This is a genomic window from Ureibacillus sp. MALMAid1270, assembly GCF_049202975.1.
Taxonomy (GTDB): domain Bacteria; phylum Bacillota; class Bacilli; order Bacillales_A; family Planococcaceae; genus Ureibacillus.
In genome coordinates this window covers 21769-47311 of sequence record NZ_JBMIRP010000078.1, presented here as the reverse complement: position 1 = coordinate 47311, position 25543 = coordinate 21769, and the positions used below count along the sequence as shown (strand labels likewise).

The 25543-nt window shown below is 33.1% G+C and carries 24 protein-coding genes, 1 pseudogene and 1 riboswitch; of the genes and pseudogenes, 2 read left to right on the top strand and 23 right to left on the bottom strand.

Annotated elements, in window-relative coordinates:
- Positions 1 to 3 precede the first annotated feature (3 nt).
- The 17 genes and pseudogenes from ACOQFO_RS10145 to ACOQFO_RS10065 form a co-directional block, all read right to left on the bottom strand.
- The gene (locus ACOQFO_RS10145) at positions 4 to 948 is read right to left on the bottom strand and encodes a VanW family protein (protein WP_421689551.1); all 945 of its coding nucleotides are present in this window, start codon (positions 946 to 948) and stop codon (positions 4 to 6) included.
- A 169-nt stretch (positions 949 to 1117) separates the two neighbouring features.
- Positions 1118 to 2239, bottom strand: coding sequence for a Ger(x)C family spore germination protein (locus ACOQFO_RS10140; protein ID WP_421689550.1), 1122 nt, complete (start codon positions 2237 to 2239; stop codon positions 1118 to 1120).
- Positions 2236 to 3351 (bottom strand): GerAB/ArcD/ProY family transporter, encoded by a 1116-nt coding sequence (locus tag ACOQFO_RS10135; RefSeq protein ID WP_421689549.1) that lies wholly within the window; start codon positions 3349 to 3351, stop codon positions 2236 to 2238. Before ACOQFO_RS10135 ends, ACOQFO_RS10140 begins: the two co-directional genes overlap by 4 nt.
- Positions 3348 to 4901, bottom strand: a complete 1554-nt coding sequence (locus ACOQFO_RS10130) for a spore germination protein (protein ID WP_421689548.1) — start codon at positions 4899 to 4901, stop codon at positions 3348 to 3350. The genes ACOQFO_RS10135 and ACOQFO_RS10130 overlap by 4 nt, the downstream gene beginning before the upstream one ends.
- A gap of 128 nt (positions 4902 to 5029) precedes the next feature.
- Positions 5030 to 5873: pseudogene (locus ACOQFO_RS10125) on the bottom strand (CheR family methyltransferase).
- Between the two features lie 25 nt (positions 5874 to 5898).
- Positions 5899 to 6915: a response regulator gene (locus tag ACOQFO_RS10120; RefSeq protein WP_421689547.1), complete on the bottom strand. Its 1017-nt coding sequence runs from the start codon at positions 6913 to 6915 to the stop codon at positions 5899 to 5901.
- Between the two features lie 263 nt (positions 6916 to 7178).
- Complete coding sequence (locus tag ACOQFO_RS10115) at positions 7179 to 9968, bottom strand: PAS domain S-box protein (protein ID WP_421689546.1); 2790 nt, start codon at positions 9966 to 9968, stop codon at positions 7179 to 7181.
- 359 nt (positions 9969 to 10327) lie between these two features.
- Positions 10328 to 11221 (bottom strand): alpha/beta hydrolase fold domain-containing protein, encoded by an 894-nt coding sequence (locus ACOQFO_RS10110; RefSeq protein WP_421689545.1) that lies wholly within the window; start codon positions 11219 to 11221, stop codon positions 10328 to 10330.
- A 106-nt stretch (positions 11222 to 11327) separates the two neighbouring features.
- Positions 11328 to 11513 carry a gamma-type small acid-soluble spore protein gene (locus ACOQFO_RS10105; protein WP_421689544.1) on the bottom strand — a complete coding sequence of 62 codons (186 nt, stop codon included), beginning with the start codon at positions 11511 to 11513 and terminating at the stop codon, positions 11328 to 11330.
- Positions 11514 to 11684: 171 nt separating this feature from the next.
- Positions 11685 to 12695, bottom strand: a complete 1011-nt coding sequence (locus ACOQFO_RS10100; RefSeq protein WP_421689608.1) for a CapA family protein — start codon at positions 12693 to 12695, stop codon at positions 11685 to 11687.
- A gap of 456 nt (positions 12696 to 13151) precedes the next feature.
- A complete protein-coding gene (locus tag ACOQFO_RS10095; protein WP_421689543.1) occupies positions 13152 to 13928 on the bottom strand; it encodes a sulfite exporter TauE/SafE family protein in 777 nt (258 codons plus the stop codon).
- Positions 13929 to 14098: 170 nt separating this feature from the next.
- Entirely contained in the window at positions 14099 to 15211 is a 1113-nt protein-coding gene (locus ACOQFO_RS10090) for an MBL fold metallo-hydrolase (protein WP_421689607.1), read from the bottom strand.
- Positions 15212 to 15303: 92 nt separating this feature from the next.
- Entirely contained in the window at positions 15304 to 15699 is a 396-nt protein-coding gene (locus tag ACOQFO_RS10085; protein WP_421689542.1) for a DsrE/DsrF/DrsH-like family protein, read from the bottom strand.
- A gap of 20 nt (positions 15700 to 15719) precedes the next feature.
- Positions 15720 to 16286: a sulfurtransferase TusA family protein gene (locus tag ACOQFO_RS10080; RefSeq protein WP_421689541.1), complete on the bottom strand. Its 567-nt coding sequence runs from the start codon at positions 16284 to 16286 to the stop codon at positions 15720 to 15722.
- A gap of 51 nt (positions 16287 to 16337) precedes the next feature.
- Entirely contained in the window at positions 16338 to 16634 is a 297-nt protein-coding gene (locus ACOQFO_RS10075) for a rhodanese-like domain-containing protein (RefSeq protein WP_421689540.1), read from the bottom strand.
- Between the two features lie 22 nt (positions 16635 to 16656).
- Positions 16657 to 17004, bottom strand: a complete 348-nt coding sequence (locus tag ACOQFO_RS10070) for a rhodanese-like domain-containing protein (protein WP_421689539.1) — start codon at positions 17002 to 17004, stop codon at positions 16657 to 16659.
- Positions 17005 to 17064: 60 nt separating this feature from the next.
- Positions 17065 to 17343 carry a metal-sensitive transcriptional regulator gene (locus ACOQFO_RS10065; protein WP_421689538.1) on the bottom strand — a complete coding sequence of 93 codons (279 nt, stop codon included), beginning with the start codon at positions 17341 to 17343 and terminating at the stop codon, positions 17065 to 17067.
- A gap of 203 nt (positions 17344 to 17546) precedes the next feature.
- Between ACOQFO_RS10065 and ACOQFO_RS10060 the strand changes: the two genes are divergently transcribed.
- Positions 17547 to 18935, top strand: coding sequence for a hypothetical protein (locus ACOQFO_RS10060; RefSeq protein WP_421689537.1), 1389 nt, complete (start codon positions 17547 to 17549; stop codon positions 18933 to 18935).
- Between the two features lie 46 nt (positions 18936 to 18981).
- Here the strand turns inward: ACOQFO_RS10060 and ACOQFO_RS10055 are convergent, their stop codons facing one another.
- From ACOQFO_RS10055 to ACOQFO_RS10035, 5 genes are all read right to left on the bottom strand, one after another.
- Positions 18982 to 19716, bottom strand: a complete 735-nt coding sequence (locus tag ACOQFO_RS10055) for an RNA polymerase sigma factor (RefSeq protein WP_421689536.1) — start codon at positions 19714 to 19716, stop codon at positions 18982 to 18984.
- A gap of 171 nt (positions 19717 to 19887) precedes the next feature.
- Positions 19888 to 21066: a thiolase family protein gene (locus ACOQFO_RS10050; RefSeq protein WP_421689535.1), complete on the bottom strand. Its 1179-nt coding sequence runs from the start codon at positions 21064 to 21066 to the stop codon at positions 19888 to 19890.
- Positions 21067 to 21211: 145 nt separating this feature from the next.
- A complete protein-coding gene (locus ACOQFO_RS10045) occupies positions 21212 to 22051 on the bottom strand; it encodes an MBL fold metallo-hydrolase (RefSeq protein WP_421689534.1) in 840 nt (279 codons plus the stop codon).
- Between the two features lie 129 nt (positions 22052 to 22180).
- Positions 22181 to 23464 carry a DUF4179 domain-containing protein gene (locus ACOQFO_RS10040; protein WP_421689533.1) on the bottom strand — a complete coding sequence of 428 codons (1284 nt, stop codon included), beginning with the start codon at positions 23462 to 23464 and terminating at the stop codon, positions 22181 to 22183.
- 2 nt (positions 23465 to 23466) lie between these two features.
- Positions 23467 to 23970 carry a sigma-70 family RNA polymerase sigma factor gene (locus ACOQFO_RS10035; protein ID WP_421689532.1) on the bottom strand — a complete coding sequence of 168 codons (504 nt, stop codon included), beginning with the start codon at positions 23968 to 23970 and terminating at the stop codon, positions 23467 to 23469.
- Between the two features lie 159 nt (positions 23971 to 24129).
- Between ACOQFO_RS10035 and ACOQFO_RS10030 the strand changes: the two genes are divergently transcribed.
- On the top strand, positions 24130 to 24309 hold the full coding sequence (locus ACOQFO_RS10030) for a hypothetical protein (RefSeq protein ID WP_421689531.1): 180 nt from the start codon (positions 24130 to 24132) through the stop codon (positions 24307 to 24309).
- Between the two features lie 44 nt (positions 24310 to 24353).
- Here ACOQFO_RS10030 and metA read toward each other — a convergent pair whose 3' ends face one another.
- A complete protein-coding gene (gene metA / locus ACOQFO_RS10025) occupies positions 24354 to 25304 on the bottom strand; it encodes a homoserine O-acetyltransferase MetA (RefSeq protein ID WP_421689530.1) in 951 nt (316 codons plus the stop codon).
- Between the two features lie 118 nt (positions 25305 to 25422).
- A riboswitch (SAM riboswitch) is annotated at positions 25423 to 25530 on the bottom strand.
- Positions 25531 to 25543 lie beyond the last annotated feature (13 nt).

Sequence of the window (25543 nt, the reverse complement as noted above, 5' to 3'; positions counted from 1 at the left end):
CATTCAATCTTCTAAGTTTCTCAACATATATTCATTTTCTTTGGATGTTCTTATTTGGACCGTAATAGAGCCATACATACTGTAATAGGCTTTGATCAATACTGGGATTCCAAGGGTATTTTGAAAGGAAAAATCTAAACCACCAAAGGAAACTGTGGCATCTCTACCCTTTGGTACATAACCAATATCCCTTGTGTGTCTATGTCTTTCCAATATTTTAACCTCTAATTGATCAATTGCATTGAAAAGTGTTGAGGAAGTCTGACAAATCCCACCCCCTATGCCAACTACAATCTTCCCTTGTAAGAACTCAGGAGCTTCTTGATAGCCTGCAGCAATATCACGTGGTCCAACAGTATCGTTAAATGAAAAAATGTCACCACTTCCTACAATGACGTTATTAATCGAGGAAGCTGAGAGTTCTATATTTTTACTTCTACCTATCCGATTGGGGTTAAAGCGTGTCGTATACGAAGCCAATACGACTTCACTTAATGAGGCTGCCTCTTTTTCGTCATATCCACTTTTGGTTAGTTTAATGGGTAGATTTACTTTCCCTCCTGTGAAGGAAAGTTCCATTATTTTTCCGACTAACACTTTTTCATCTAATATCATTTTTGGTCTACCTTTAATAATGTTACCTGTTGTTGGATCTATTCGATCTAATATCATTTTTTGAGAGTAACCACTTTTTGTAGCAGAGCCCTTTGCAATTTTTTTGACGATTAGTTCTACCTGACTTTTATAATAGGGTAAATCGAGCTCTAAATGATATGGTTGTGGAATAATTGTCGTGATAACTTTATTATCATTAGGATCAATGATATGTACTGCATTTACATTATTTTCACTCGTTTCATCTGCATTAGCCACAATAAAATTATTCACTAAAACAATCATAGGAATAATAAAAATTATGAAGCTAATTTTAGTTAAAATTTTATTCATTGTATTACCTCAATTAGTAAAACTGTTATATCCTTAGTGTTCTTTGTACTAGAAAAATTATGTATGGATATAAATGTACAAAAAAAGAATGATTCACTAAACATAATTATTGAATCATTCTTGCAGAGTTATTACGTTATTGAAAATACGACGAAAAAATCACTTGAATTTAATCAAATACACCATTTCTTAACAATTCAATTTTAACATATACATTCACTTTCATTTTAGGATATAACTCTTTCCACTTCTTCTCATCTATATTTTTTGTCCCGACATTTGCCTTATAAACCTCGCCAAAACCAAATATATCCGAATTTAATTCTTGTGTTTTTTTAATAATTCGCATAATCTCTTTGCTAAATTCTTTTTCAATTTCTTCTTCTAATTTCGACACAACTTCTTGCTCTTCTGTCGTAATACTTGAGTGAATTTCGAATATTCGAGCACTAACTTTTATGTTTAAATCAAATTCTGGAGTATCCTCATTTACTAACTGAATCTTCCTATTTGAAAAAATGGAATGAAGTGCAATGTGTAAATCATCTGGTACATCCTGGGATATATATTTAAATGGAGCACCAGGTATTGTAGTTTGGATGATACCTGCATCAAATTTTTCACGTATTAACACAACGTAAAAGCTATCATCTCCTTTAAGTTTTCCAACCATTTTGTCATCGTTAAAAAGCGCAAGCCCAATAATTTGAACATCATCTTTGTCTTGTTCTAGCAATGGTAAGACCATATCAGTAAAAGGTGAGTAACAATCTCGGACCGTTTCATGTAGTGTTGGTGATAAAGTGAGTTGTTCATCAATGTTATGGTCCAATAAATAATAAATATGTTGACCGATATCTGATATAGTTTCATATTTTCTTTCTAACAGCGGTCGAGTCTCTCCATCTACAACTGCAATATAAAGTCCACTACTCACTTCGGAATTCATATTTAAAGAATGAAGCGTCTCATTAATACCTTTTTCAGCGAGTTTACTACCTATCAATACAACACGAAGTTGTCCAGCTCCTATTTTTTTTGTACTATCAAGACTAATTTTAATTCTTGTTCCTTTACTTGTTGAATCTGTTTCGGACGCGACACTCACAACACTTTGCAAATCCTGGTTAACCGATCTAAGAGCTACAGTAGATCTTATTTTATTGGAATCTTCTATATCATAACCAATTAGGATTGCTAAACTTATTCGTTCAAGAATTTTTGGATCAGCACAACCAAAGAGTAAAAGAATTGCACTACAAAAACATAAAAGGACTCGTTGTTTTATCATGTTGGCTCACCCGTCCCTTTTTTACGTCGTTTCTTAATTAAAGCGAATAAATATAACAAAAATGGATAGACAAATACGACGTAAAATGAAATTTGTCCTAAATAATTATTCATTGAATTAATTTGAGTCCTTGACTTGATAAAGAAAGAGAGAATCAACATTAAACATGCAAATACCCAAATAAACGGTTTCAGTTTAATGTTGAAAACGGAGTGCACTCCACGAAATGCAGCCCACAAATATAAACATAGATTCGGCAAAATAATGATTAACCATAAGCATATGGTAATGATTTCAATTCTTTCAACAAAGGGAAGTTCAATTAAATTAAAAATAGTTAATGTTGCCCATATTACTCTTTCTAATTGAGGTCCACTAAAATATGTTAGAGTAACTAACATAATGCTAATGTATATAAAAAAAGTAAATAGCAATCCAAGGTGAGCGTACTTATGTGCAGCTTTTTTTTCTTTTTCTTTTATATAAGGGTAAACGATATTCAAAATTTCAAATCCAATAATCGTAAAACTCATTGAATATGCACCTTTTACAATTCCCATCAGATCTTCCATAATAGGTAATAAATAGTTAAATTTCGTGTAATATAAAGGGAATATTAATATTGGAGGAATCCATAGTAAGAAAAAGAAACTAAAAAAACTGATTCCAACAATTACTCTAAATCCTGAATTGACAGCGTATAAGACTAATAATAATACTGCTGTACTTATATATTGTGGCTCAACATATGGAAATACCCATGTATTAACTACTTCTATATAGTTTTTCAATACAGCAAAAAATGCATAAGAACAATAAATAACATAAATTAAATTTAGAAAACTTCCGAAAATTTTACCAAAAATCTCCTTATGAATCCCATATATATCAAGATTTTCAAACTTTTCAAGTGTTTTAAACATAATAAAAATAACGATATGTGAAAGAATGAAACTTAGTATAACTGACAACCAAGCATCTTGTTTAGCATCTTTATAAATTACTCGTTGAAAACCATGGATTCCCACCCCAATTTGGGTAGAAGAAATGATATAAAATATAAGAAATGCATTGATTTTTTCGTATTGTTTTGAAGGTGCGGCTTTACTCATTCACTCACCTTCTTACTGTCCTCTTGAATAGCAGTTGTATCATCACCTTTTCTTGTGTTCACAGCTTGTCTGCTAATAATATTTAATGGTGCTCTGATCAAGCTGTTCGGAATATCCTTTAATCGAAATGGATATAAAGGTGCCAAATAAGGAGCGCCTAAACTCGTTAATCGTAAAAGGTGAATTATTATAAAGCATACAGCAAGCATGATTCCTAAAAAGCCCCATAATCCTGCCATTAAGATCATTGGAAATCTTAAAAAACGAATGATATTAGCCATCACATAATTTGGGGTTGTAAATGAAGCAAGTGCACTTAAAGCAACAAAGATAATTAAAATATTACTAGTGATCCCTGCATCAACCGCTGCAGTTCCTATTACGATACCCCCAACAATCCCAACAGTTTGCCCAACTTTGGTTGGTAACCGTGAACCGGCTTCCCTAAGCAATTCAATAATTAGTTCTAATAACAAAGCCTCGAAAATTGGTGGAAAAGGTACAATGGCTCTACTTTCACTTAAAGGAACGATTAAAGTTTGCGAAATAATTTCATAATGATAAGTTAAAGCAGCAACGTAGATTGGTGTTAAAAGAATTGAGAAAATCATCGCAGAGAATCTTAATAATCTTAACAGCGTTCCAATTTGCCATCGCAGATTTTGGTCTTCTTTACTGTGGAAAAACTCAATAAATGCGACGGGTGTCACAATTCCCATGGAACTACCGTTCATCATGATGCCGATCTTCCCAGATAATAATCCATCGCAAAATCGATCGGGTCTTTCTGTTAGCATCATTTGCGGGAAAATAGTTTTTGTACTATCGTCTATCAATTCAGCTAATATAGCACTATCAATTAATCCGGAGATTTTTAAACCTTCGATTCTTTGACGAATAGTATTTACCTGTTCTTCAGAAGCAAGACCTTTAATATAGAGCATTCTTATGGAAGTTAAAGTATCTTCGCCGACTTCGAATTTTTCATTACATAAATTAGGACTTGTAATAAATCGTCGAACAAGTGAAACATTAGTAGCTAAATTCTCATTAAATCCTACTTGGGAACCGACTACTTGAGATTCATTTTCAGGTGCAGATAATCCTCTCGATTGATAGGATGAGATTTTAGCAATTACGACCTCTGCATGATCTTTCGTATGAATTAGTGCTGCACCAATAAGTAATTCATAGACGATAACGTCTAATTGATCTGAAATGTCAATTTGCGATACTGGTAATTCATTTTTAATTGATTGTGGTGTTGGTTCTGAGATATTTTGTAGGGTTGGTATAATTAAATCAGTTAAAGCTTGTGCCTCAACTAAGTTTTCTACATAAATAAGGGTTAGATTTTCGTCTATATTTTTAACTGCATAATCAGATGGATTATTAATTTTTTCTCTAATTAGATTAGTAAACTCTTCTTTAGGTAATGTATTTAAAGTTTCTTTTAATTCCTTTTTAGTATTATGTTTCGTAGGCTCTTGTAGTTTGTTATTTGCACTTGTGGTCTCATCATTTTTGTTGCCTTTTTTGAAGTTAAACATGACTCCTCCCCATTTCCACTGTTAAGTATAGAATTGACATTTGAAATGTTATTTATTCAAGTAAACATGAGGTAAAACTAGTTCTATATAAAAAACAACACCAAACAAGTTGGTGTTGTTTCAAGAGTTTATCTAACTTTTTGGTATAACTTTTGCTTCGTATTAATCGTTTCATAGTGGTTTTCATAGTTAGTAAAACTGATTGTTTCTTTGTCTCCCAATCCTAGGAAGCCAAACATACTTAAGCTTTCAAAAAACAATCCATGTACTTTTTGTTGCAGTGACTTGTTGAAATAAATCATCACATTTCGACACAAAATGACTTGAAACTCATTAAAGGAACGGTCAGAAACTAAATTATGTTGGGCGAAAATGACATTTTTCATTAAAGTAGAATCGAATTTAACTCCTGAATTCGTCACTTTATAATAATGAGAGAATTCTTGTTCACCACCAGATTGTAAGTAATTTTGTGTACTTTTTCATTTTTTCTAGTGGATAGTAGCCATTTTTAGCTACCTTTAAAATTTCTTGATTAAAATCTGTTGCGTAAATTTTTGTTTTATCATATAGACCTTCTTCTTTTAAAAGAATCGCCATCGTGTATACTTCTTCACCAGATGCACAACCTGCAAGCCATATTCGAATGGAAGGATATGTGTGTAAATGTGGGACAATTTTTTCACGAAATTCTTTCCAAAAAAGTGGATCGCGAAACATTTCAGTTACATTAATCGATAAATCATTAAATAACCGATTTAAACAATCCCCATCATGTAATGTTTTGTTTAATAATTCCGTTATAGTTGAGAGCTTTTCTGTATGTACACGGTGTAAAATACGTCTTCTTAGAGATGGAAACGCATAATCACGAAAATCGTATCCACACCATTCATATAACCCATTGACTAATAATTTGATTTCTAGCTTTTCTAATTCATCGATAATTTCTTGATTCAAATTTTCGTTCATTTCCATATAACTCATTCCTTAAACACTAATATACCCATACTTTTATTAAAGAAATAAGCTGATCTGGCTCTACTGGTTTTGCTATATAATCTGAAGCACCAATCATCAAACATTTTTCACGGTCCTCTTTCATAGCTTTTGATGTTAGAGCAATAATTGGTAATTCTTTAAATTGGGACTTAGCTCGAATTTGTTGGATTGCTTCATAGCCATCCATTTCTGGCATCATGATGTCCATTAGTACAAGGTCAATTTCATCATTTTCATCTAACATTTTTAAGCTTTCTAGACCATTTTCAGCATATAAAACTTCACAACCTGCCAATTCTAAAAAGCTAGTTAGTGAAAAAACATTTCGTACATCATCGTCTACTAACAAGATTCTCTTACCTGTAAGATCCATTGCAACATTTGAAGGAAAATCTAATTGTGTATTTGAACTAGATTCCATTATGTTTTCATGTAAAAATAGTTCAAGTTCATTTTTCAATCGTTCTGGAGAATATTCATTTTTTATAATGATTGTATGTGCAAATTTACTTAGATACAGTTCTTCTTTATTTGTTAGCTCTCGACCAGTATAGATGATGACCTTAATTTTATTTTGATGATCGTACTGAACGTAATTTGTTATATCCTTTGCAATTCCGCAAATTGCATTAACATGATTTTCATTATTGAATATTGGAACAATCGTGACATAAAAATTACGACTTCGTTTATGAGTATCAATATACTCAAATTGGAAATTCTGAGACTCACCAGCAAAAGCGCTATTTACATGTTTTTTCACATTTCCCATATTTAATAGTTTCTGATTAATAATAAATCGTAATTTATCATCGTTGAAATTAAATAGACTACTTAGGGTTTGGTTAAAAAATTGGATTTCTCTATCGGGATCTATTGTGAATACCAAATCCGGATGATTTTCAAACAATGTGTTAAAGGTCTTGTAATCTAGTATTTTATTACTGGTATAAATATTTTCGGTACTCGTTTCATCAGATTTGAAAAACTTTGGAAATAATGAAAAAGCCATTTTAAAACCTCTCTAATTTATAATGAATGTATTCTTATTAAATTTTTGATGAATATTCTGAGATATCTGATTGTTAACTTTAGTGTATAGATAGGGGTTCTAAAAATGTATCACCGCTACTTCTCAATTCATTAGGAATCAGTTCCTAGTTCGGTAATTTGGTAGGAACATATGGTAGGACTCCTATTAGAAAATCAGCAGAATAATGTTGGAAATAGAAAAAAACTATTAAGAATCATCGTGATTCCTAATAGTTTTTTTAATTAATTTAAGGTAAATGTATTACCGCCCAATTCTTTAGAACGATATAAACTTTGGTCTGCTTTTTTAAATAGTTCATTCATTGTACTAGAGTTTGCTGAGTAAATGGCAATTCCTATACTAGCAGTTAGTTGTATTTCATGGCCTTGGATATACATTGTTTCATTCATTTTTTTCAAAAGTCTCTCAGCAACATTCGTTACCTCTTCAATATTATTCATTTCTGGCGTTACAACGGTAAATTCGTCTCCACCTATTCTTGAAATAGTATCATTATTGCGAAGTGATAATTTTAGTCGATTCGCGAATTCTTTAATGACATCATCGCCTATATCATGTCCTAATGTATCATTTATAGTTTTGAATTTGTCACAATCAACAATCATTAAGGAGGATATTTTACCTGTTTTGTCTGTAGTTAACATTGCCTGTTCTAATTGTTTATTAAACAAACGACGATTCGGTAAATTCGTTAAATAATCATAAAAGGCCATTTGTGTAAGGGTAGTCTCTTTTTGTTTTAAATCGGTAATATCATTTGAAATGAGCATGATTTTTTCTATTTCTTCGTTTTCATTCATAATTGGTGTAATATGCGAATTTAGCCACATTGCATAACCGTCTCGATGAATATGTCTCAGTTCAATTGAAATTGATTTTTTCGATTCGATACAATCTTCAACTGCTGCTTCAAACAGAGGTAAATCTTCAAAATGGATATGACTTTTAATGTATCTGCCGATTTCATTCCAAACAGGGAATCCTAGTACTTCTTCGATCGAAGGTGAACAATAAGTAATTTTCCCAGTAGGAGTTAGTATTTTGATAATACTCTTTGTATTTTCTGCAATAATACGGAAACGTTCTTCACTTTCTTTCAAGGACTTCTCAGCTCTTAGTCTTTGAGTAACATCTCTAAGCATAACTATTGCATAATTCTGTCCATGTTCTTGGAATACGGCTGTGGAAGCTTCTGCATAAATAGTATCACCTTCAACCGTTAAGAACTTTTCTATAACTGGTTCTGCAATAAAGTCTCTTTGAGTAGAGATTTTAATTCTATTTAGGATTTCTTCTTTATGATCTGTATGAACAAAATCCGATATAGGTCTTCCAACAACAAAACAAACATTATTTGCCTTTGCAAGTTTAAGTGCTGCTTTATTTAAATAAGTTATCAATTCTCCATTATGAATTAATAATGGTTCAGGAGAAGAATCAAGAACTTTCCGATATTTTTCTTCGCTTTTTGCTAAATCTAACAGTATTTGTTTTTCTTTCGTTATATCTTTGTAAGTCGCAATGGCAAATGTCTTCCCATTTGCAACTTTCCTATAAGTTGCTTGTACATCAATTGTTGAACCATCTTTTCGAATACGTTTTGTTTCAAATTGAAGGCATGGATTGTCTTCTTGTAAAATTCGAATCATTTCTTGTAATTGCATTTTTTGATGATTGAAGTAAATATCTGTTAGATAACGGATTTCTTGTTCCTCAAACTGAAACATATTCGAAAATGTTGGGTTGAATTTAATAATTTCACCATATGAATCAAATAAACATATAGCATCCGTTGAATAGTTCCAGATTAGTTCATATTCATGGTTTTCGCTTTGAATAGCTAGTTCCCTTTTCTTATATGCAGAAATATTTCTCACTACACTTGCAATACCGCTAATAACACCTGAGGAATCATAGATAGGCGAAAATGTCACACTAACATCTAAAAGTTCTCCGTCTGATTTTTGTCTAATAACATGTTGATCAGGCATGCTAAAGCCTTTAAGAGCCTTTTGATATAATTCTTTCGTCTCTTCTGCAAGCCAATCTGGAATCGTAGGATTGTGCTTTAGAAGTAATTCTTCTTTTTCATAACCAAATGTGTTTACAAATGCATTGTTTACAAATTCAATTTTCCCTTCTAAATCTGTTATGTAGATCGGGTCAGCATTGTGATTAAGGAAGGAAATAAACTGGTTATTAAATTTTTGAAGTTCGTCATATTCACTTTTTTGTTGTGAGATATCTTCTATTACCCCATATACCCCACGTACAGTACCTTTGATTGTAAGAGGAATTAACTTTACATTACAAAAAAGTGTAGAGCCATTTTTATGGTATAATCTCGTTACAAAATGAACTGATTTTTGTTCGAGTGCTAATTTTAGATTATCGTTAAATTTTTCGAGTTCTTGAGTATGAAAGAATTTAGATATATTTAGCCCGACAATCTCCAATTCTGTATAGCCAATTATATTTTTAGATGATTTATTGGAATATAAAATATATCCTTCCGAATCTAGAGTCAATACAGCATCGGCATTATTATTAATAAGTGAAGAAAGTCGTTCCTCATTTGTTTCAATCGATTCTTTTATGTGATTTAACTCCATAATTTTTCTATTATATTCCGTCACATCGCGAACTACTGATACAATAAAAAATTGATCTTTATATGATAATGGAGTTAGAACCGATTCTTTTATATATATTTGATTATCCACGAGGACTTCGTCACTATAGACAACAACTTTGTTTTGTTTTACACATTTTAAATATTGTCTTGTTAGAAAATCTGCTTTTTCCTTTGGCAATACTTCGTGAAATGTTTTTCCCAACATATCGCTTTCATATTCTAAATGGCCTTTCCCTACTTGGTTTGCAAAATAATAGTAGAACTCATCGCCTTTAGCTTCCATTATGTAGATTATATCTTGGACAGTATTGAAAGCGCTTTTTAAAATTTGTGCGAACTGTGAGATATCAATACTTGATTTTACATCTTGGTTCATATGATTAACTCCATTCTAAAAATAGACGGTTTTAATATCTATATCTCAAAATAATTTATATTAAAAATAATATATATTTAATATATTATTTTAATAGTTTGGTAGTCTTATTTCCACCAAAAAAAGAGAAATTCTATAAATAGAACTTCTCCATGAGTGTAAAATGTTATAGTACTTTCACCTGAAGCTTTTGACTTATATAGATTAGTATCCGCAATTTTGAATAGTTCTTCAAAGTCTAATGGTATCATTTGGATAAATTGCTCCACCGACACTTGCAGTTAACTGAATATCTTGACCTTTAAAGTGTATTTTTTGATTAATTAATTACACATTCCAAATAAAAAAGAAGCGCACTTTTACATGTGCACTTCTTTTTCTTCTTTAACGAGAAATTCGGATGTAACTTCAAAACCTCTCATATAATCTGGTGAACCTGGGAAACTTTGCATAAACCCATGTATATTCCCATCAAATCGTACAAGTTTTACTTGCCCACCAGCTTTTTGTATTTTTTCGGCATAAGCTTCCCCTTCATCGCTAAAGGGATCATATTCCGCGGTATAAATAAGTGTATCTGGTAATTTCACTAAAATCGTTTCATTTGTAGATAATGGAGAATGTAGAGTTGAATGGAATAATTCCGTTAAATGATTCAAATCAATCCCGTATTTTCCGTTGTACATTTTTCTAGAGAGGAAGTCGCTATCTTCTATTTTGTCACTAAAATCAACAATTGGATAAAACAGTATCTGCTTTTGAAGTGTAAAATCTTGTTTCTTCAATGCATTAATGGTGATGGATGTTGCAATCGCGCCTCCAATACTACCTCCACATATTGATATGTCCGATATAGTACCGTTAAATTGCTCTGCGTGTTGGGTAATCCATTTAGTCACTTCATAGCAAGTGTTAAATGTTTCGGCAATATGCTCTAATGCAGATAGATAATCAATTGCAATTAGCTTGTAACCTGTAAAGGATGATATCATTCTACATGCTACATCCGATGCCTCTAAATTACCATTCATAAATCTTCCTTCATGGAAAAATACTAATAATGAATAATGTTCTTGTAAATCAGGTGTATAAATCCGAATTGGTAATTCAAATTGATCAAATTGAATTGTTTGGTCTTCAATCTGATGAATGGAAGGTCTCCGTTCATTTGGAGGGTTTTCTTGCTGAACTCCATTAGTTCTTTCATTCGGATGTTCTTCAAAGTATTTCAAAATATATGAATGAATTGGCATACAATTCTCCTTTCTAAATATAATGGGATTAAAAAATGCATCTCAAAATGAATGTGAGATGCAGTCTAAGTCAATTTGTTATTTTTGAGGAAGGCTAATGTAAAAATTATTGATTTAATCCGTTCTTATTTTTTTCTCGATTGGAAACACTATAAACCGATGTGCCTCTACCTCCAGTTTTTGCAAGTAATGCATAAACTTCATTATAAGAAAGACCAGACTCCGCATTTAGTTTCTTGACCTCATCAATATTCGTTCCTGCAACTGTAAATTTATTTTCTTGTTGTGTCACTTTGGAACCTCCAAATGAATTTGATATTATTTTGTGACAATACAAAGGAATTATTATTGGTACTTGTCTTTAGCATTCACAACATTTCCCAACCTCACTATGAATAAAAGGTTTGATAAAGCAAAAATTAAAAAGGATGGTTGAATAAAATCATTCAACACATCCTTACGTTTATTTTGTTACTTCATCTATAAATTGCATTTCCGGAACAAATTGCGACATATGTGATTTTATTTCATTGTAAATGGATTGGTGATCTTTTAAATCGTTGTCTGCTAACTGCACCATCGGGATAATTTCGTAATTTTTCCAGTTAGCGAACTTAACATATGTTGGTAACAGTTTTGGATTTGTAATTTCAATTTGGACAGTTTCATTTTCTTGTTCATCGAATGTTACGGTCTTAGTTACATCCAATTCCATGATTGCGCCGATTTGACGATACAATTTATCTTGCGCGGAGATAAAATTACCTAATGAATGAATCACGAAAGTTTTATTACCATTAACACCTGTATACCATTTTGCTGGTTGCAAGACATGAGGATGATGTCCAAAAATAATATCAGCTCCGTGATCAGCAGCTAACTGAACAACATGTTCTTGCTGTTCGTTAAACATACGTGCATATTCATTTCCATTATGTAGATTTACAATTACTACATCTGAAATATCTTTTGCTTTTTGGATATCCTTAATCATTTTTTCTTCATCAATATAATTTACTAAGTACTCTTTTCCTTCAGGTACCTTAATTCCGTTTGTACCGTAAGTATATCCTAAGAATGAAAAGACGATATTGTTTACGGTCATCGTTTTTATTTTTTCAGCATCTTCTTGGCTAGTGGCTGCCCCTACATAAGTAATCCCTAATCTATCCCAATAATTAGTAGCGTTAATTATCGCTTTTTCTCCACGATCTAATGTATGGTTATTTGCCATTGTGACAACATCAACGCCAACATCTTTCAGTATATCCCCTACTTCATAAGGACTATTAAATGCAGGATAACTCGATAATCCAAGCTCTTGTCCACCGATTATGCTTTCAGAATTTGCGATGGTAAGATCTGATTTTTCTAAATAAGGTTTCACCCGTTCAAACATTTTAGAAAAGTCATATTGGTTCGGTGCTATTTCTGCATCTTCATAAACTGAGTTATGAATTAATATATCCCCTATTGCTGAAACAGATGCTGTATATATCTCAGGTTCTTTTGGAACAGGATTTTCAATTTTCTCTACTACTTCCGTTTCATTTACTTGCTGTATTGGTACTGCGATTTCATTTTCCTTATTGTCTGTTGAGTTACAAGAAGTTAAAAGTAGAAGCAGAAAAATTAAAGATAAACATGCTTTTTTAATATGGATACACTCCTTTTACTTTGAGACCATTTTACTACTCGCTATTATAACAAATTATGACACTATTTAACATAAAGAATACATTTTTGGTTAATTTTGATAATATTTTTTTCTTAGGTTTATAGAAATTTCATCAGTAAACCATTACCAAAAGAAGAATTCGAAGCTCAATTCCTTAATTGAACGGATAATAATAAATAATACAAGCTAAAATGTCGTTTAGACATAGCTTGTATTTTTTGTAAGTTTACTAGTCCAGAAGATTAGGTAAACCTATAGAATATCTATCCAAACTTTTATTGCTGTTACTAGTATAAGAACTGCTAATATCGATTGTAATATCTTTGTGTTCATTTTTTTGCTTACTTTAGCCCCTAAAGGAGCTGCGATTAATCCTGCAATAATCACAATAATAGCCGTAAAGTATTCTACTTGCCCTGTTGAAATTTTACCGATTGATCCAGCTATGGATGAAATAAGGGTAATCGCAAGACTTGATGCAATAGCCATTCTTGTAGGAATACGTAAGATTAGTAGCATGATAGGAATTAATAAAAATCCACCACCAGCACCAACGATACCTGAACCAATACCTACTAAAAATGATAAACTAGCAGCGTGTGTTTTATTATAGTTGACTTGTTCTAAAGGGATATCATCTATCTTCTTTTTTGGAATGAACATCATAATGGCAGCTAATAATGCTAAAATTCCGTAGACGAGGTTAATTTGCGATTCAGTAAGATACTGTGAGCTAAAACTTCCTATAAATGTACCAATTAGAATGGATATACCCATTACGGTAATTAAAGATTTATTTAAATATCCACCATTTCTAAAACCAATAACCCCTGCAATGGATACAAATAATACGTCTAGTGCACTAATTCCAGAAACTTGATGAGCTGTTAGGGCATTAAATCCAAAAAGTGGTGGAATCATGAGTAACATTGGGTATTTAACAATTGCTCCTCCGATTCCGAGCATTCCAGAAAAAAATGACCCTATAAAACCTAATATGAAAAGGAGAATCACAAAATTAATATCCAATATGTTTCCTTCTTTCTATATTCATGATAAAGATAATAATTCCCTTACATTAATCCCCTAACTAAGTAGAAAAGTGAGTCGGATCACAACTCACTTTTCTAAAAAGATGAATATTGTCACTCTTTTATGGTGATGTGTAAAAAGTAATTGTGCATTTATTCTTCAATTGATTATCGCACTGCACAACGATTTGGACCGATTTCCATCTCAGTTTGTTCATCATTGTCTGGAGTAATTTTACCCATATTTACTTGTCGAATTTGTTGATAAGCGTTTGGTTGTGGTGGTAAGTTATCTGTTACGGTTTTACGGAATTCGTCTTCATTATCAATATTTAAACCGTGGTTTTCCGCAAACAAATCGCCTAAACGTTTTGCTACAGTTCCATCTTCATTTAACTCTTCTATAACCATGAAGTGTGCAGGTAATACAATTAAATCCTCTGCTAATTCACGGTAACGACGATATAGAGTTTCACGTAGATCTCCAACCCAATCTTCTGCAAGGCCTGCTAAATCTGGGCGACCAATTGAATCGATAAATAGAATATCACCTGTTAATAAATACTTGTGATCAATGATAAACGACGTTGAGCCAATTGTGTGACCAGGTGAGTAAAGTGCACCCACTTCAATTTTAGAGGCACCTACTTGTACTGTTAAACCATCTTCAAGTGGTGTGTAGTCAAATACAACCTCTTCTGCATCTTTTGGTGGTAAGTAATAAGTAGCACCAGTAGCTTCTGCGATATGACGACCACCAGAAATATGATCAGCATGTAAGTGTGTATCAAAGACATGTTTAATTTCAACGTTTTTTTCTTTCGCAAAACTTGTAAATACTTCAGTGAAACGAACTGCATCAATAATAGCTGCTTCCCTTTCTGAAATGACCATATAAGATAGACAGCCTTTACCTAAACGAACGAATTGATAAAGTTCGCCACCACCTGTTAAATCCCCTACTTTAATGGGTTCAATGTATGAACTCCAAGATTTCATTCCTCCTTCAAGATAGAACACGTCAAGTCCAGTGTCAGAAATCATATCAGCGATCATTACAGATGATCCTTCTTTTGCACATACAACCAAGATATCTTTATCAGTTGGAAGTTTCGGTAAAATTTCATCTACGCCATCTAACAAATCAAAATAAGGTATATTTAAATAATCAAAGTTACGCCCTTCAATTTTCCAATCCTCAAAAGCCTCATTGTTACGAACATCCAGGATAAATAATGATTGATTTTCAATTACTTTACGTGCAACTTCTCTTGCTGTCATTTTATTAACTGTCACGATTAATTACCCCCATAGGTATTATTTTTGTGATTTTTAATGGAAGGGAATGGTCCCTTCCAGAAAGTAGTTTAATATTAGAAAGTTAACGTTGGCGTAGCATCTTTAGCAAACTCAAGAAATGTAACTGCTCCTCCAACTTCAATTCCATCGATAAAATCTTCTTTTGTTAAACCCATTACGTCCATTGTCATCTGACAACCGATGAATTTAACGCCCATCTCTTTTGCTAACTCTACTAGTTCAGAAATGCTTGGTATATTAGCTTTTGCGAATCCTTCAGCAAAATGTTCACGACCTTCAGGCATCGGTAACTGTTGCATAGCCTGTTTATGGATTAAGTTTAATCCATCAAATGTGAAGAAAATTGCAACCTCTTTATCTGTTGCGGCTGCAGCTGTTGCGATATTAAATACTTTATAAGCGTCAAATAACCCACCGTTACTTGCGATAATTGCTACTTTGTTAGACATAATAAATTCCTCCAATTAATTTAATTATATTTTTTTGTTAAATCGCCGCTCCAAGAACTCATTCCTGGTAAGACGTTATACACTTTAGTAAATCCTTTTTCAGCTAATTTCTGTGCTGCTAAATCACTGCGCGTACCTGTACGACAGATCACATAAATTTCTTGATCTTTGTCTAGCTCATCTAAACGATTCTCTAACTCACCCATTGGGATTGATCTGGAACCTTCAATATGGCCAAATGCGTATTCTGCTTCTTCACGAACATCTAGAATAATTCCACCATTAGCAGCACGATCAATTACTTCTTCATTGGTAATTGTCTGTTCAAATTTCTTTTCCGCTTCTTGATCATCGCCACTTTTACGAATGTAATGTAGCAAAACTCCATCCTCTTCTTTAGTGCCAATATACTGGTGACCTACACTTTCAGACCAAGCTTTTAAGTCTGCAAGTGAACCTTTATCAGTTGCTTGAACTTCTAATACTTTTCCATTTTCCACTTCATTCATTGCCTTTTTTGTTTTAACAATCGGCATTGGACATGCAAGACCTTTGCAGTCTACTTTTACATCTGCTTTAATAGACATTTACTAAAAATCCTCCTTATACCTAATAGGGTATTAATTTGATTAAAAAAATTATACAACTTTTCCTTCCCAAGAAAGCATTCCACCGGTCATATTTGTAACATTAAATCCGTAGCTTTCTAAAAGTTGAGTTGCTTGAGCACTTCGTCCACCTGAACGACAAACCATAATATAAGATTTATTTTTATCAAGTTCATGAATTCGGAATTCTAGTAGACCAAGTGGTATATTCGTAATACCAGGAATATGACCAGATTTTACTTCTTCTATTTCACGAACATCAATGAGATTTAAGTTTTCACCATTTTCTATACGTTGTTGAACTTCTTTTGCAGTAATTTCCTTCATTTTATCTTCCTCCGAATTATTTTTAACCTCTCCAAGAACTCATACCACCACGAACATTTGTGACGTTTATATAACCCAATTTCTTTAGCTGTTTACATGCTTGAGAACTTCTCATTCCACTTTGACAAATCACAACTATTTCTTTATCTTTTGGGAGTTTAGAAAAATCAGATCCTAAAGGTATATTTTTAAATTGTCTAATATTACGAGCTTTATATTCACCTGGTGTTCTAACATCAACAAACACTATGTCTTTGTTGTTTAAGATCCCTTTTAATTCTTCTAATGTTATGGACTTTATACCTTTGGATGGCATCATACGGTAAATGATAAAGACTATAAAAATTATGATTATTAACCAAGCTTCCATTAATTTCACCTCCTATACCGGTGTGGGTATATTTTGTAATAAAATAAAAAGTCGATTTAGTTAACGACTTTTTACAAATAGATTTACAGCTTCTTGAATGGATTCATTCATAGCTTGCTCGTCCCCTTGTGTGGCTTGGATACATTCGACAAGGTTCTGACTTACAATTAATCCGATAGCTCGGTCGATACCTGATCGTGCAGCCGATAATTGAGTGATAACAGCTTTACAATCTTTTCCTTCTTCCATCATTTTCAAAATACCGCGAAGCTGACCTTCTGCTCGTTTAATTCGGTTTTTGACTTTATCGTCATATGAATTCAACAGTATTGCCTCCATTCAAAGTGTGTTTTTTGCTTGTAACTACATAATATACCCCTATAGGTATAATGTCAACCTATTATATAAAATTTATTTATGCCCATACCAGTATCAAAAGTAAATACTTTTGAAAAAAACAATATTAAGATACAAAATTGTGCTCTCACCCATTAGATGATAGCCTCATATTCTAGTGCAAATGGACTTAGGGGGAGATTGGGTTGATTGGGTTAAGTGCGCTTCATTGGATATATGTCGTCTTTATTGTCTTGATTATTGGGTTTATGGTTAGACGTCGAGATACTTCCCTTATTAGTATTCTTGGGATATTTTTAATTGCAATTGTTGCTACGGGTGATTTAACTGCTTCGGTAAGTGGTGTGTTTAAAAGTTTTGTTTATGCCACAACAGAATTATTGTCTACCATTTTAATCATCTGTATTATCGTTGCCATGAGTAAGATTTTGCAGAAGACAGGTATCAATGAAGTAATGGTCGCTCCATTTACAAAAATTATTAAAACTCCTGCCCTTGCCTACTGGACGATTGGTATATTAATGATGCTTATTTCGTGGTTCTTCTGGCCATCACCAGCTGTTGCCTTATTAGGGGCTGTTATGTTACCTGTGGCAATCCGTGCGGGTCTTCCAGCATTGGGTGTAGCAATGGCAATGAACTTGTTTGGTCATGGGATCGCCCTTTCAGGTGACTTTATCATTCAAGGTGCTCCAAAATTAACTGCTGATGCAGCGGGTATACCTGTTACAGATGTTGTTTATGCGAGTGTACCATTAGTCATTACAATGGGGATCGTTACGACGATTGTTGCCTTTTTCTTACTACGTCGCGATATGAAACGTGGAGCTCTTGAGATGGTAGGTACTTTCGATGGAGAGAAAGAAATTGAAACAGCAGAAGATGGTTTATTAACGAAAGGACAAAAACAGTTTTTTGCGATTTTTATCCCAATAGCATTCATACTAGATGTTGTAGCCATGTCTGTATTTAAATTATCTGGTGGAGATGCAACGGCAATTGTTGGAGGTACAGCGATCTTCATATTACTGTTACTTTCAATGTTTGCTCACAAAAATGCAGGATTAGAAAAAACGACAAGTTATTTAATTGAAGGATTCCAATTTGGATTTAAAGTATTTGGTCCTGTTATTCCAATTGCAGCTTTCTTCTACCTAGGTGATTCAGGTTATTTAACGATAATTGGTGATTTACCAGCAGGCTCACAAGGAATTGTGAACGATCTAGGTATGGCTTTAGCTGCTGTAGTTCCTTTAACTAAAGAAATTGCTGTCATTACATTAACAGGTGTTGGTGCGATTACAGGGTTAGACGGTTCAGGATTCTCTGGAATTACACTTGCTGGGTCCATTGCAAACTTATTTGGAACAGCCATTGAAAGTGGTACTGCAACATTAACTGCAATGGGGCAAATTGCTGCTATTTGGGTTGGTGGTGGTACTTTAGTGCCGTGGGCGTTAATTCCTGCAGCTGCGATTTGTAATGTCAGTCCATTCGAATTAGCACGGAAAAACTTTATCCCTGTAGTAGTTGGTTTGGTTGTCACAACAATTGTGGCAATGTTCTTAATCTAATAGAAAAAATGCATGACGAATCAATTTCGCCATGCATTTTTTTATGTTAATCATAGAGTATGATTTCATTTGTTGATTTGAAATCATAAAATCCACTTTTCGATCCATTTGCATCTAAATATGTCACAGTTGCGATAGGACCTATTAGTTCAACTGAAATATAACCTCTAATCCACTCTCTAATCCACTCTGGTTCTCTAATGTTGTTAGCAATATTCGTTGCCTTCATTAATCCGTCCTCTATTTTAACGATGGATCCGATACCGTCATCAAATATGATTTCAAATTGTCCATCTTCATCTAAATCAATGCGAAGATCTGCAATGGTATTTGTTGATTCGTAATATTGGTAGTTATCATTTGTTTCACTATAGTAAAAGAACATTCTCTTTTCATAAGTTGAATTGTTTCTAGCTTCTACAAGCCCAATATTTCCAGTCGTACTGTCTTCTTGTAAAGGTAGTTCATAGATTACATACTGAGGATCTTCATTAACATAGTAATCAAAATAAGGAATGTAATGATACTTACCATCTTTTTCAATAATAAAATAGATTATTTCATCACGCTGATAGATTGTAGCTACACCGCCATCTGAAAGTGTAAGTGGTTCCGATATTGGTTTTAATTCCTTACTTAGTGGGGTTAATTGTATTTCTGTTTCCCCATCTTGTACGATGTCCTCGGCAGTTTGTTTATTTTTTACATAGGTGAAAGCTAATCGCAATAACTCTTCACCATGGGTTCGAATAAATTCCTCAAAACTTGTTTGTTCAATCAAAAGCCCCTCCTCCTTTTAAATTTCCTATTGGACGGAGCCCTCAAGAAAATAGTTTCATTTATTAATTATGTATTTATGAAATCTTTTTTATTATTTCAAAGATTTTAAGAATTTCCAATGAAAAAAGGATATATACGCTTCTTATTGAAACGAATATATCCTTTATCCAAATTAATTTACATTTTCTAATAGAACTGCGATACCTTGCCCGCCACCTATGCAAAGTGAAGCAATTCCATACTTTTTATTTTGTAATTGTAATTCTTTTGCTAAAGAATAAGTGATTCGTGCACCGCTTGCTCCTACAGGATGACCTAAAGCAATTGCCCCACCGTTTACGTTTACTTTTTCTTGATCTAATTGTAATTCTTTGATGACCGCTATGCTTTGAGCAGCAAAAGCTTCATTTAGTTCAAATACATCGATATCTTGAACTGTGAGATTTGCTTTATTTAAAACTTTCTGAATTGCAGGTACAGGTCCAATTCCCATAATGTTTGGATCTACCCCAGCAACAGCCCAAGCGACAATACGGCTAAGTGGTTTTAAATTGTTTTCCTTTACAGCTTGTTCTGAGGCGATTACTACCGCTGCAGCTCCGTCATTGATTCCACTTGCATTTCCTGCTGTGACAGTCCCATCTTTTAAGAACGCTGGTTTTAATGTGCTCATTTTTTCTACGCTAATGTTTGTACGAACGTGTTCATCCTGATCGATAATTACTTCTTGTCCTTTGGCGTTTTTCGCCTTAACTGGTACGATTTCTTTTGCAAAACGTCCCGTTTCTATAGCGTGAGCGGCTTTCTGATGGGATTGAACAGAAAATGCATCTTGTTCTTCTCTACTAATCTCATATTTTTTTGCTAGATTTTCAGCAGTCATCCCCATACCGCAACCGATATATTCATCTGTTAACGTACCCCAAAGCATATCATCAATGACTGGCGCTTTGTTTGGATTACTAAAACGTGTGCCCTTAAGTATATGTGGAGCACGAGACATATTTTCTGTTCCACCTGCTACAACAATTTGAGCATCACCTAAAAGAATGGATTGTGTGCCACTAACAATGGCTTGTAAACCAGAACCACATAAACGGTTAAGAGTAAGAGCTGATGAAGTGATTGGTAATCCACTTTTTAACCCAATATGGCGAGCTAAATAAGCTGAATTTTTATGAGTGTGAATGATATTACCAAATACGATCTCATCAATTTTCCCTGCATCTACACCACTACGTGTTAATGCTTCTTTTGTTACTGCAACTCCTAAATCGACATCCTCTGTGTTTAAAAAAGCTCCTCCGTAACCACCAAATGCAGTACGGCTACCTTCAATAATATACACCATACAAATATTGTTCCCCCTTTTTTGAACGTAAAATTAACTCTACTAACAAAAATGCTCCTTGCTCATAATATTCGATAGAATAAGATATATTCCTTTTATATGCATACAAAAAACAGGCTCCATAAATGAAACCTGTTTAAGCAATTTAGTTTAAATATTTTCCATAATCCGGTTTTGCCATATCGTCAAAATTCTTAGCTAATTTTTCTAGTTGATTTTTAAATTCTTGACCTTTTACTGGAACACCATGACCTGTTACAGCTATTGTTGGATTTAAACAAGCGATTTTTATAACAGATTCTCTTGCTAAATCCCAATCTGTTGTAAAGTATCTTGGCGGACCTGTTATTTCTTTCTCTTGGACAAGTACTTTAAATAGTTCATCCTGCCTAACTGTAATAAACGCATCACCAGCAATAAGTGCACGATCCTCTTCTCTGAAGAATGAAACATGGCCAGGTGAATGACCTGGTGTATGAATCCATTTCCAACCAGCTAATGAAGGCACAGTGTGGTCACTTGGAAGTGGTTGTACAAGAGAACCTAATTGTATTGGCTCATTTGGAAAATAAGGAGACATTCTTGCAACAAGTCCACCATCTACTGTTGAATCTGGTTCTGGATAATTTTTTTGCCCAGTTAAATAAGGTATTTCAAACTCATGTGCATAAACAGGAACATTCCAATGTTGAATTAATTCAATAATCGCTCCAACATGATCAAAGTGTCCATGGGTAAGAACAATCGCTTCTGGTCGTGCATTTGGACCAAAACGATTTTCTGCTTCTTCAATAATTTTATCTGCTGATTTTGGCATACCCGCATCAATTAAAGACCATTTGTTCTCATTACCAACATAACAAATGTTAACAATTTGAATTGTATAAACATAAATATCTTCTGTAACTGTTTGCCCAACTCCGCTTAAAATGGATGTAACGGGAATGTATTTATAGTCATCACCATAATTTAATTGTTCGTTCATTATTTCAAAACCCTCCTTATTATCGTATTTTTTCTATAAATAAAGTCTTTATACAAAATAAAAGGAGAAAAAGAAAACTCGACCGAAACTGTGGTCGAGTTGAACATTATAATGGAATAATATTTAATTTTAATTCATTGGAATTTCTACTTTTGCTGAGCCATTTAAGTAATTGGAATAGCTGCTTATATAAATTTTTACAGGATTCACAGCATTATTCAAATCAAAGTAATAAGATGATTCATTGTTATTAATAATTCCTGTTATCATTGAATGAGTATAATAATGAAATTCTTCTCCATTTGCATCGATTACATTATACAGCTGTAGCCTGCTACCTTCTGGATAGGTAACATCTAAAGAACTATCACCGATGGATTGTATAGTAACTTCATTTTCAATAGGGTTTTTTAATACTTCTTTTTTAAGGAAATCGATTTCAATATAATCTTCTCCCTTTGGTAATGCTTCAATTTTATCAATAACAAGAGTCAACTTTTCTGGTTCTCTAAAATAATTGCTTTGGATGAATATACTGTTCGTTTCATCTTTAAATCCTCCAAAACCAATTACTCCACTTGTAATCTTTCCCCAATCTTCCCCGTTTTCATCTACAAGACTTAAATATTCAATATTTAAAATTTGCATTGTATTATTTGGATCTGCTTTAACTTTAATATGTGCTCTTATCGGTGAAATCTTTAATGATTCAATCAATAACTTTTGACCATCGATTTCAACGGTTTGATTTAATTCAAAATATTTAGATTCAGCAATGGGTTTTGTTAATGTAAATGGTACTTCAAAAGTAGTTTCAATCTCATTACTGAAAGTGATAACAAGTTCGAAGTTTGGATTTGAATAATCTAAAGGATCTTGAGAAACAACTTCTAACTGATTTTGAATAATTTTCGATTTACCTTTAGGTGACCAAGAATAGGTTGTTGGAAGTTCTTTGTTGTTTTGTTTTATTCTAAAACTTTTAGTTACAAGTTCAGATATATCTTCAGTAGACTCTAACTGATAAAATATAATCATTCCAGACTCATCTGCAATTGTACCTAAAATGGTGAATTTTAAATTATTCTTTTCTTGAACTATTCCTAATTCCTCATAATAATTATTATCGACAATATCTTTTACCCCTTTATCGTACGTAATAAGCGATACAAGAGGAGCGAATCCAGGAATTTTGGCAATTGTTTGTGCAAATGCTGGAGAGACACGTATAGTAGTTACAAAGGCTAGTAAAAATATGGCTGCGAGTGCTACACGTAAAATTATTTTTCTCTTTTTGATCAACTTATTTTTATATTTTGTATACCCTTGATTACGGGCTATGGCTAACCTCTCTTTTGGAATTTCAATTTGATTCAATTCTGTCTTAAGCTGTTCTAAGTCTTTCTCGTTCATGTTCAGTTCCCTCCCTCACTAAATAAAACTCTTAACTTTTTAATTGCAGCATGTAGTCGGGACTTCACAGTACCCTCGGGAACATTTATTTCGTTTGCGATTTCCTCATTTTTCAAATCTTTGTAGTATTTCAAATAAATTAATTGCTGTTGATTCAATGGAAGTTTAGCAATTGCTTCAGATAGTTCCAAATTGATAGATTCGAAATACTCGCCTTCCTCAATAGTTTCTTTCAACTCAACTCTTATTTTTTTCTTCTTTATATCATGACAAACATTTAATAATACTCTGATTAGCCATGTGGAAAGATACTCAGGATTTTTCACTGTATGTACTTTGGTTAAACTTTTGAATGTAAATTCTTGAATGGCATCAAGTGCATCATGTTCATTTCTAAAAAAACTATAAGCAATTCGGTAATGTATGTCTTCGTTCATTTTTAATATTTGAAGAAATGATTCAGGATCGCCCTTAATGGCTTGTTTATATAAATCAATTGAGTTCATTTTCACACCCCTTTACTTATTAGACATATTAGATGGTAAAATCGTTCACTAGAATTTATTTTTTAAAAATTCAAATAATTGTAATTCCTTTCTCCCTATGAATAGTTTAAACTATTTAATATAACAAGTGTGCGAAGTTAAGAAATAGGAAGTGACGCCTTGAAATTTAAATATGTAACAGGAATACTAGCAATTGTAGTGGGATTAATTTTTTTCGGATTTAATTATGAACCACTTGGTAACATTGGAAACATAATTATTCATGTGATTGGGATTCTATTTGTTCTAAAAGGGATTAATATTTTGTTCCATAAGGATAGACAAACAAACCCAAAATAGTTAAAAGCGAATGTTTCAATTAGATCGAAACATTCGCTTTACTATTAAATATGATATTCAATTGAATCATCTTCATTTTCATCAACATAATGCCAATCATATGGTGTTTCTTGGTATACGTAGTAGTTTAGCCAGTTATAGAATAATAAATGAGAATGTGCTCTCCAAGTGTTTTTCGGAGCTTTAGTCGGATCATCATTTGGGAAGTAGTTTACTGGTATATCAACTGGTTCACCTTTTGCAACATCTCGGTGGTACTCATCTGCTAAAGTTGTAGCATCGTATTCTAAATGTCCTGTAATCATAATATGTTTTGTATCTTTTGATTGGATGATAAATGCCCCAGCATCATCAGAGTAACTAAGTAAACGTAAATCTGGATGATTGCGAATTTCATTTAGCGACACATCAGTATGTCTTGAATGTGGTGCTAGGAATTCATCACTAAATCCGCGCACTAAATCAACTGTTAGATCAGTAATTACGTGTGCATAGATCCCCGAACATTTTTTAGGTAATTCAAATTTTCCAATTCCAAATAGATGGTACAAGGCTGCTTGAGCTCCCCAGCAAATATACATATTCGATGTAACATTTACTTTTGCCCAATCCATCACGCGTGTTATTTCATTCCAATAATTCACATCTTCAAATTCCATACGTTCAACTGGTGCACCTGTAATAATCATACCGTCGAAACGTCGATGTTTGATTTCATCGAATGTTTTATAAAACATTTCTAGATGAGATTTTGAAACATTTTTTGATGTATATGTAGCGGTATTTAAGAATGTTACATTTGTCTGTAAAGGAGTGTTCCCTAACAGTCGTAAAAGTTGTAATTCTGTTTTCTCTTTTTCTGGCATTAAGTTGAAAACTAGTATGTTTAATGGACGTATTTCTTGTGAACTTGCTCGATCTTCTTCCATGACGAAAATCTTTTCTTCTCTTAAAATCTCGCCAGCAGGTAGATTTTTAGGTATATTAATTGGCAATTGTATTCCCCCACTTCTTAAATTTTGGTCGGATTTCACCATGGTTCAAATATTTGTATATAAAAAAACCCCCTCATTCCAGCAAGAGAATGAGAGGGTATGTTTCCATTATCGCGCTCTCTTATCTCTCAAGACATACGTCTTGCTGGAAGTAGCACCTTTCTAACAAAGTTAGAGGTTGCTGAAGCTTCATAGGGCCATTTCCCTCTGCTTCTCTTGATAAGATTTGATGAAATTAA

What these genes read in the sequence shown, in the direction of transcription:
- ACOQFO_RS10080 (WP_421689541.1), bottom strand. Translation starts at nt 16,286, where the DNA reads ATGTCTATTAAAGCAGATGTAAAAGTAGACTGCAAAGGTCTTGCATGT.
- ACOQFO_RS10045 (WP_421689534.1), bottom strand. Translation starts at nt 22,051, where the DNA reads ATGAACGAACAATTAAATTATGGTGATGACTATAAATACATTCCCGTT.
- ACOQFO_RS10090 (WP_421689607.1), bottom strand. Translation starts at nt 15,211, where the DNA reads ATGACAGCAAGAGAAGTTGCACGTAAAGTAATTGAAAATCAATCATTA.
- ACOQFO_RS10115 (WP_421689546.1), bottom strand. Translation starts at nt 9,968, where the DNA reads ATGAACCAAGATGTAAAATCAAGTATTGATATCTCACAGTTCGCACAA.
- ACOQFO_RS10040 (WP_421689533.1), bottom strand. Translation starts at nt 23,464, where the DNA reads ATGAACGAGAAAGACTTAGAACAGCTTAAGACAGAATTGAATCAAATT.
- ACOQFO_RS10070 (WP_421689539.1), bottom strand. Translation starts at nt 17,004, where the DNA reads ATGGAAGCTTGGTTAATAATCATAATTTTTATAGTCTTTATCATTTAC.
- ACOQFO_RS10065 (WP_421689538.1), bottom strand. Translation starts at nt 17,343, where the DNA reads ATGGAGGCAATACTGTTGAATTCATATGACGATAAAGTCAAAAACCGA.
- ACOQFO_RS10085 (WP_421689542.1), bottom strand. Translation starts at nt 15,699, where the DNA reads ATGTCTAACAAAGTAGCAATTATCGCAAGTAACGGTGGGTTATTTGAC.
- ACOQFO_RS10130 (WP_421689548.1), bottom strand. Translation starts at nt 4,901, where the DNA reads ATGTTTAACTTCAAAAAAGGCAACAAAAATGATGAGACCACAAGTGCA.
- ACOQFO_RS10145 (WP_421689551.1), bottom strand. Translation starts at nt 948, where the DNA reads ATGAATAAAATTTTAACTAAAATTAGCTTCATAATTTTTATTATTCCT.
- ACOQFO_RS10035 (WP_421689532.1), bottom strand. Translation starts at nt 23,970, where the DNA reads ATGAACTCAATTGATTTATATAAACAAGCCATTAAGGGCGATCCTGAA.
- ACOQFO_RS10140 (WP_421689550.1), bottom strand. Translation starts at nt 2,239, where the DNA reads ATGATAAAACAACGAGTCCTTTTATGTTTTTGTAGTGCAATTCTTTTA.
- ACOQFO_RS10110 (WP_421689545.1), bottom strand. Translation starts at nt 11,221, where the DNA reads ATGCCAATTCATTCATATATTTTGAAATACTTTGAAGAACATCCGAAT.
- ACOQFO_RS10135 (WP_421689549.1), bottom strand. Translation starts at nt 3,351, where the DNA reads ATGAGTAAAGCCGCACCTTCAAAACAATACGAAAAAATCAATGCATTT.
- ACOQFO_RS10120 (WP_421689547.1), bottom strand. Translation starts at nt 6,915, where the DNA reads ATGGCTTTTTCATTATTTCCAAAGTTTTTCAAATCTGATGAAACGAGT.
- ACOQFO_RS10075 (WP_421689540.1), bottom strand. Translation starts at nt 16,634, where the DNA reads ATGAAGGAAATTACTGCAAAAGAAGTTCAACAACGTATAGAAAATGGT.
- ACOQFO_RS10050 (WP_421689535.1), bottom strand. Translation starts at nt 21,066, where the DNA reads ATGGTGTATATTATTGAAGGTAGCCGTACTGCATTTGGTGGTTACGGA.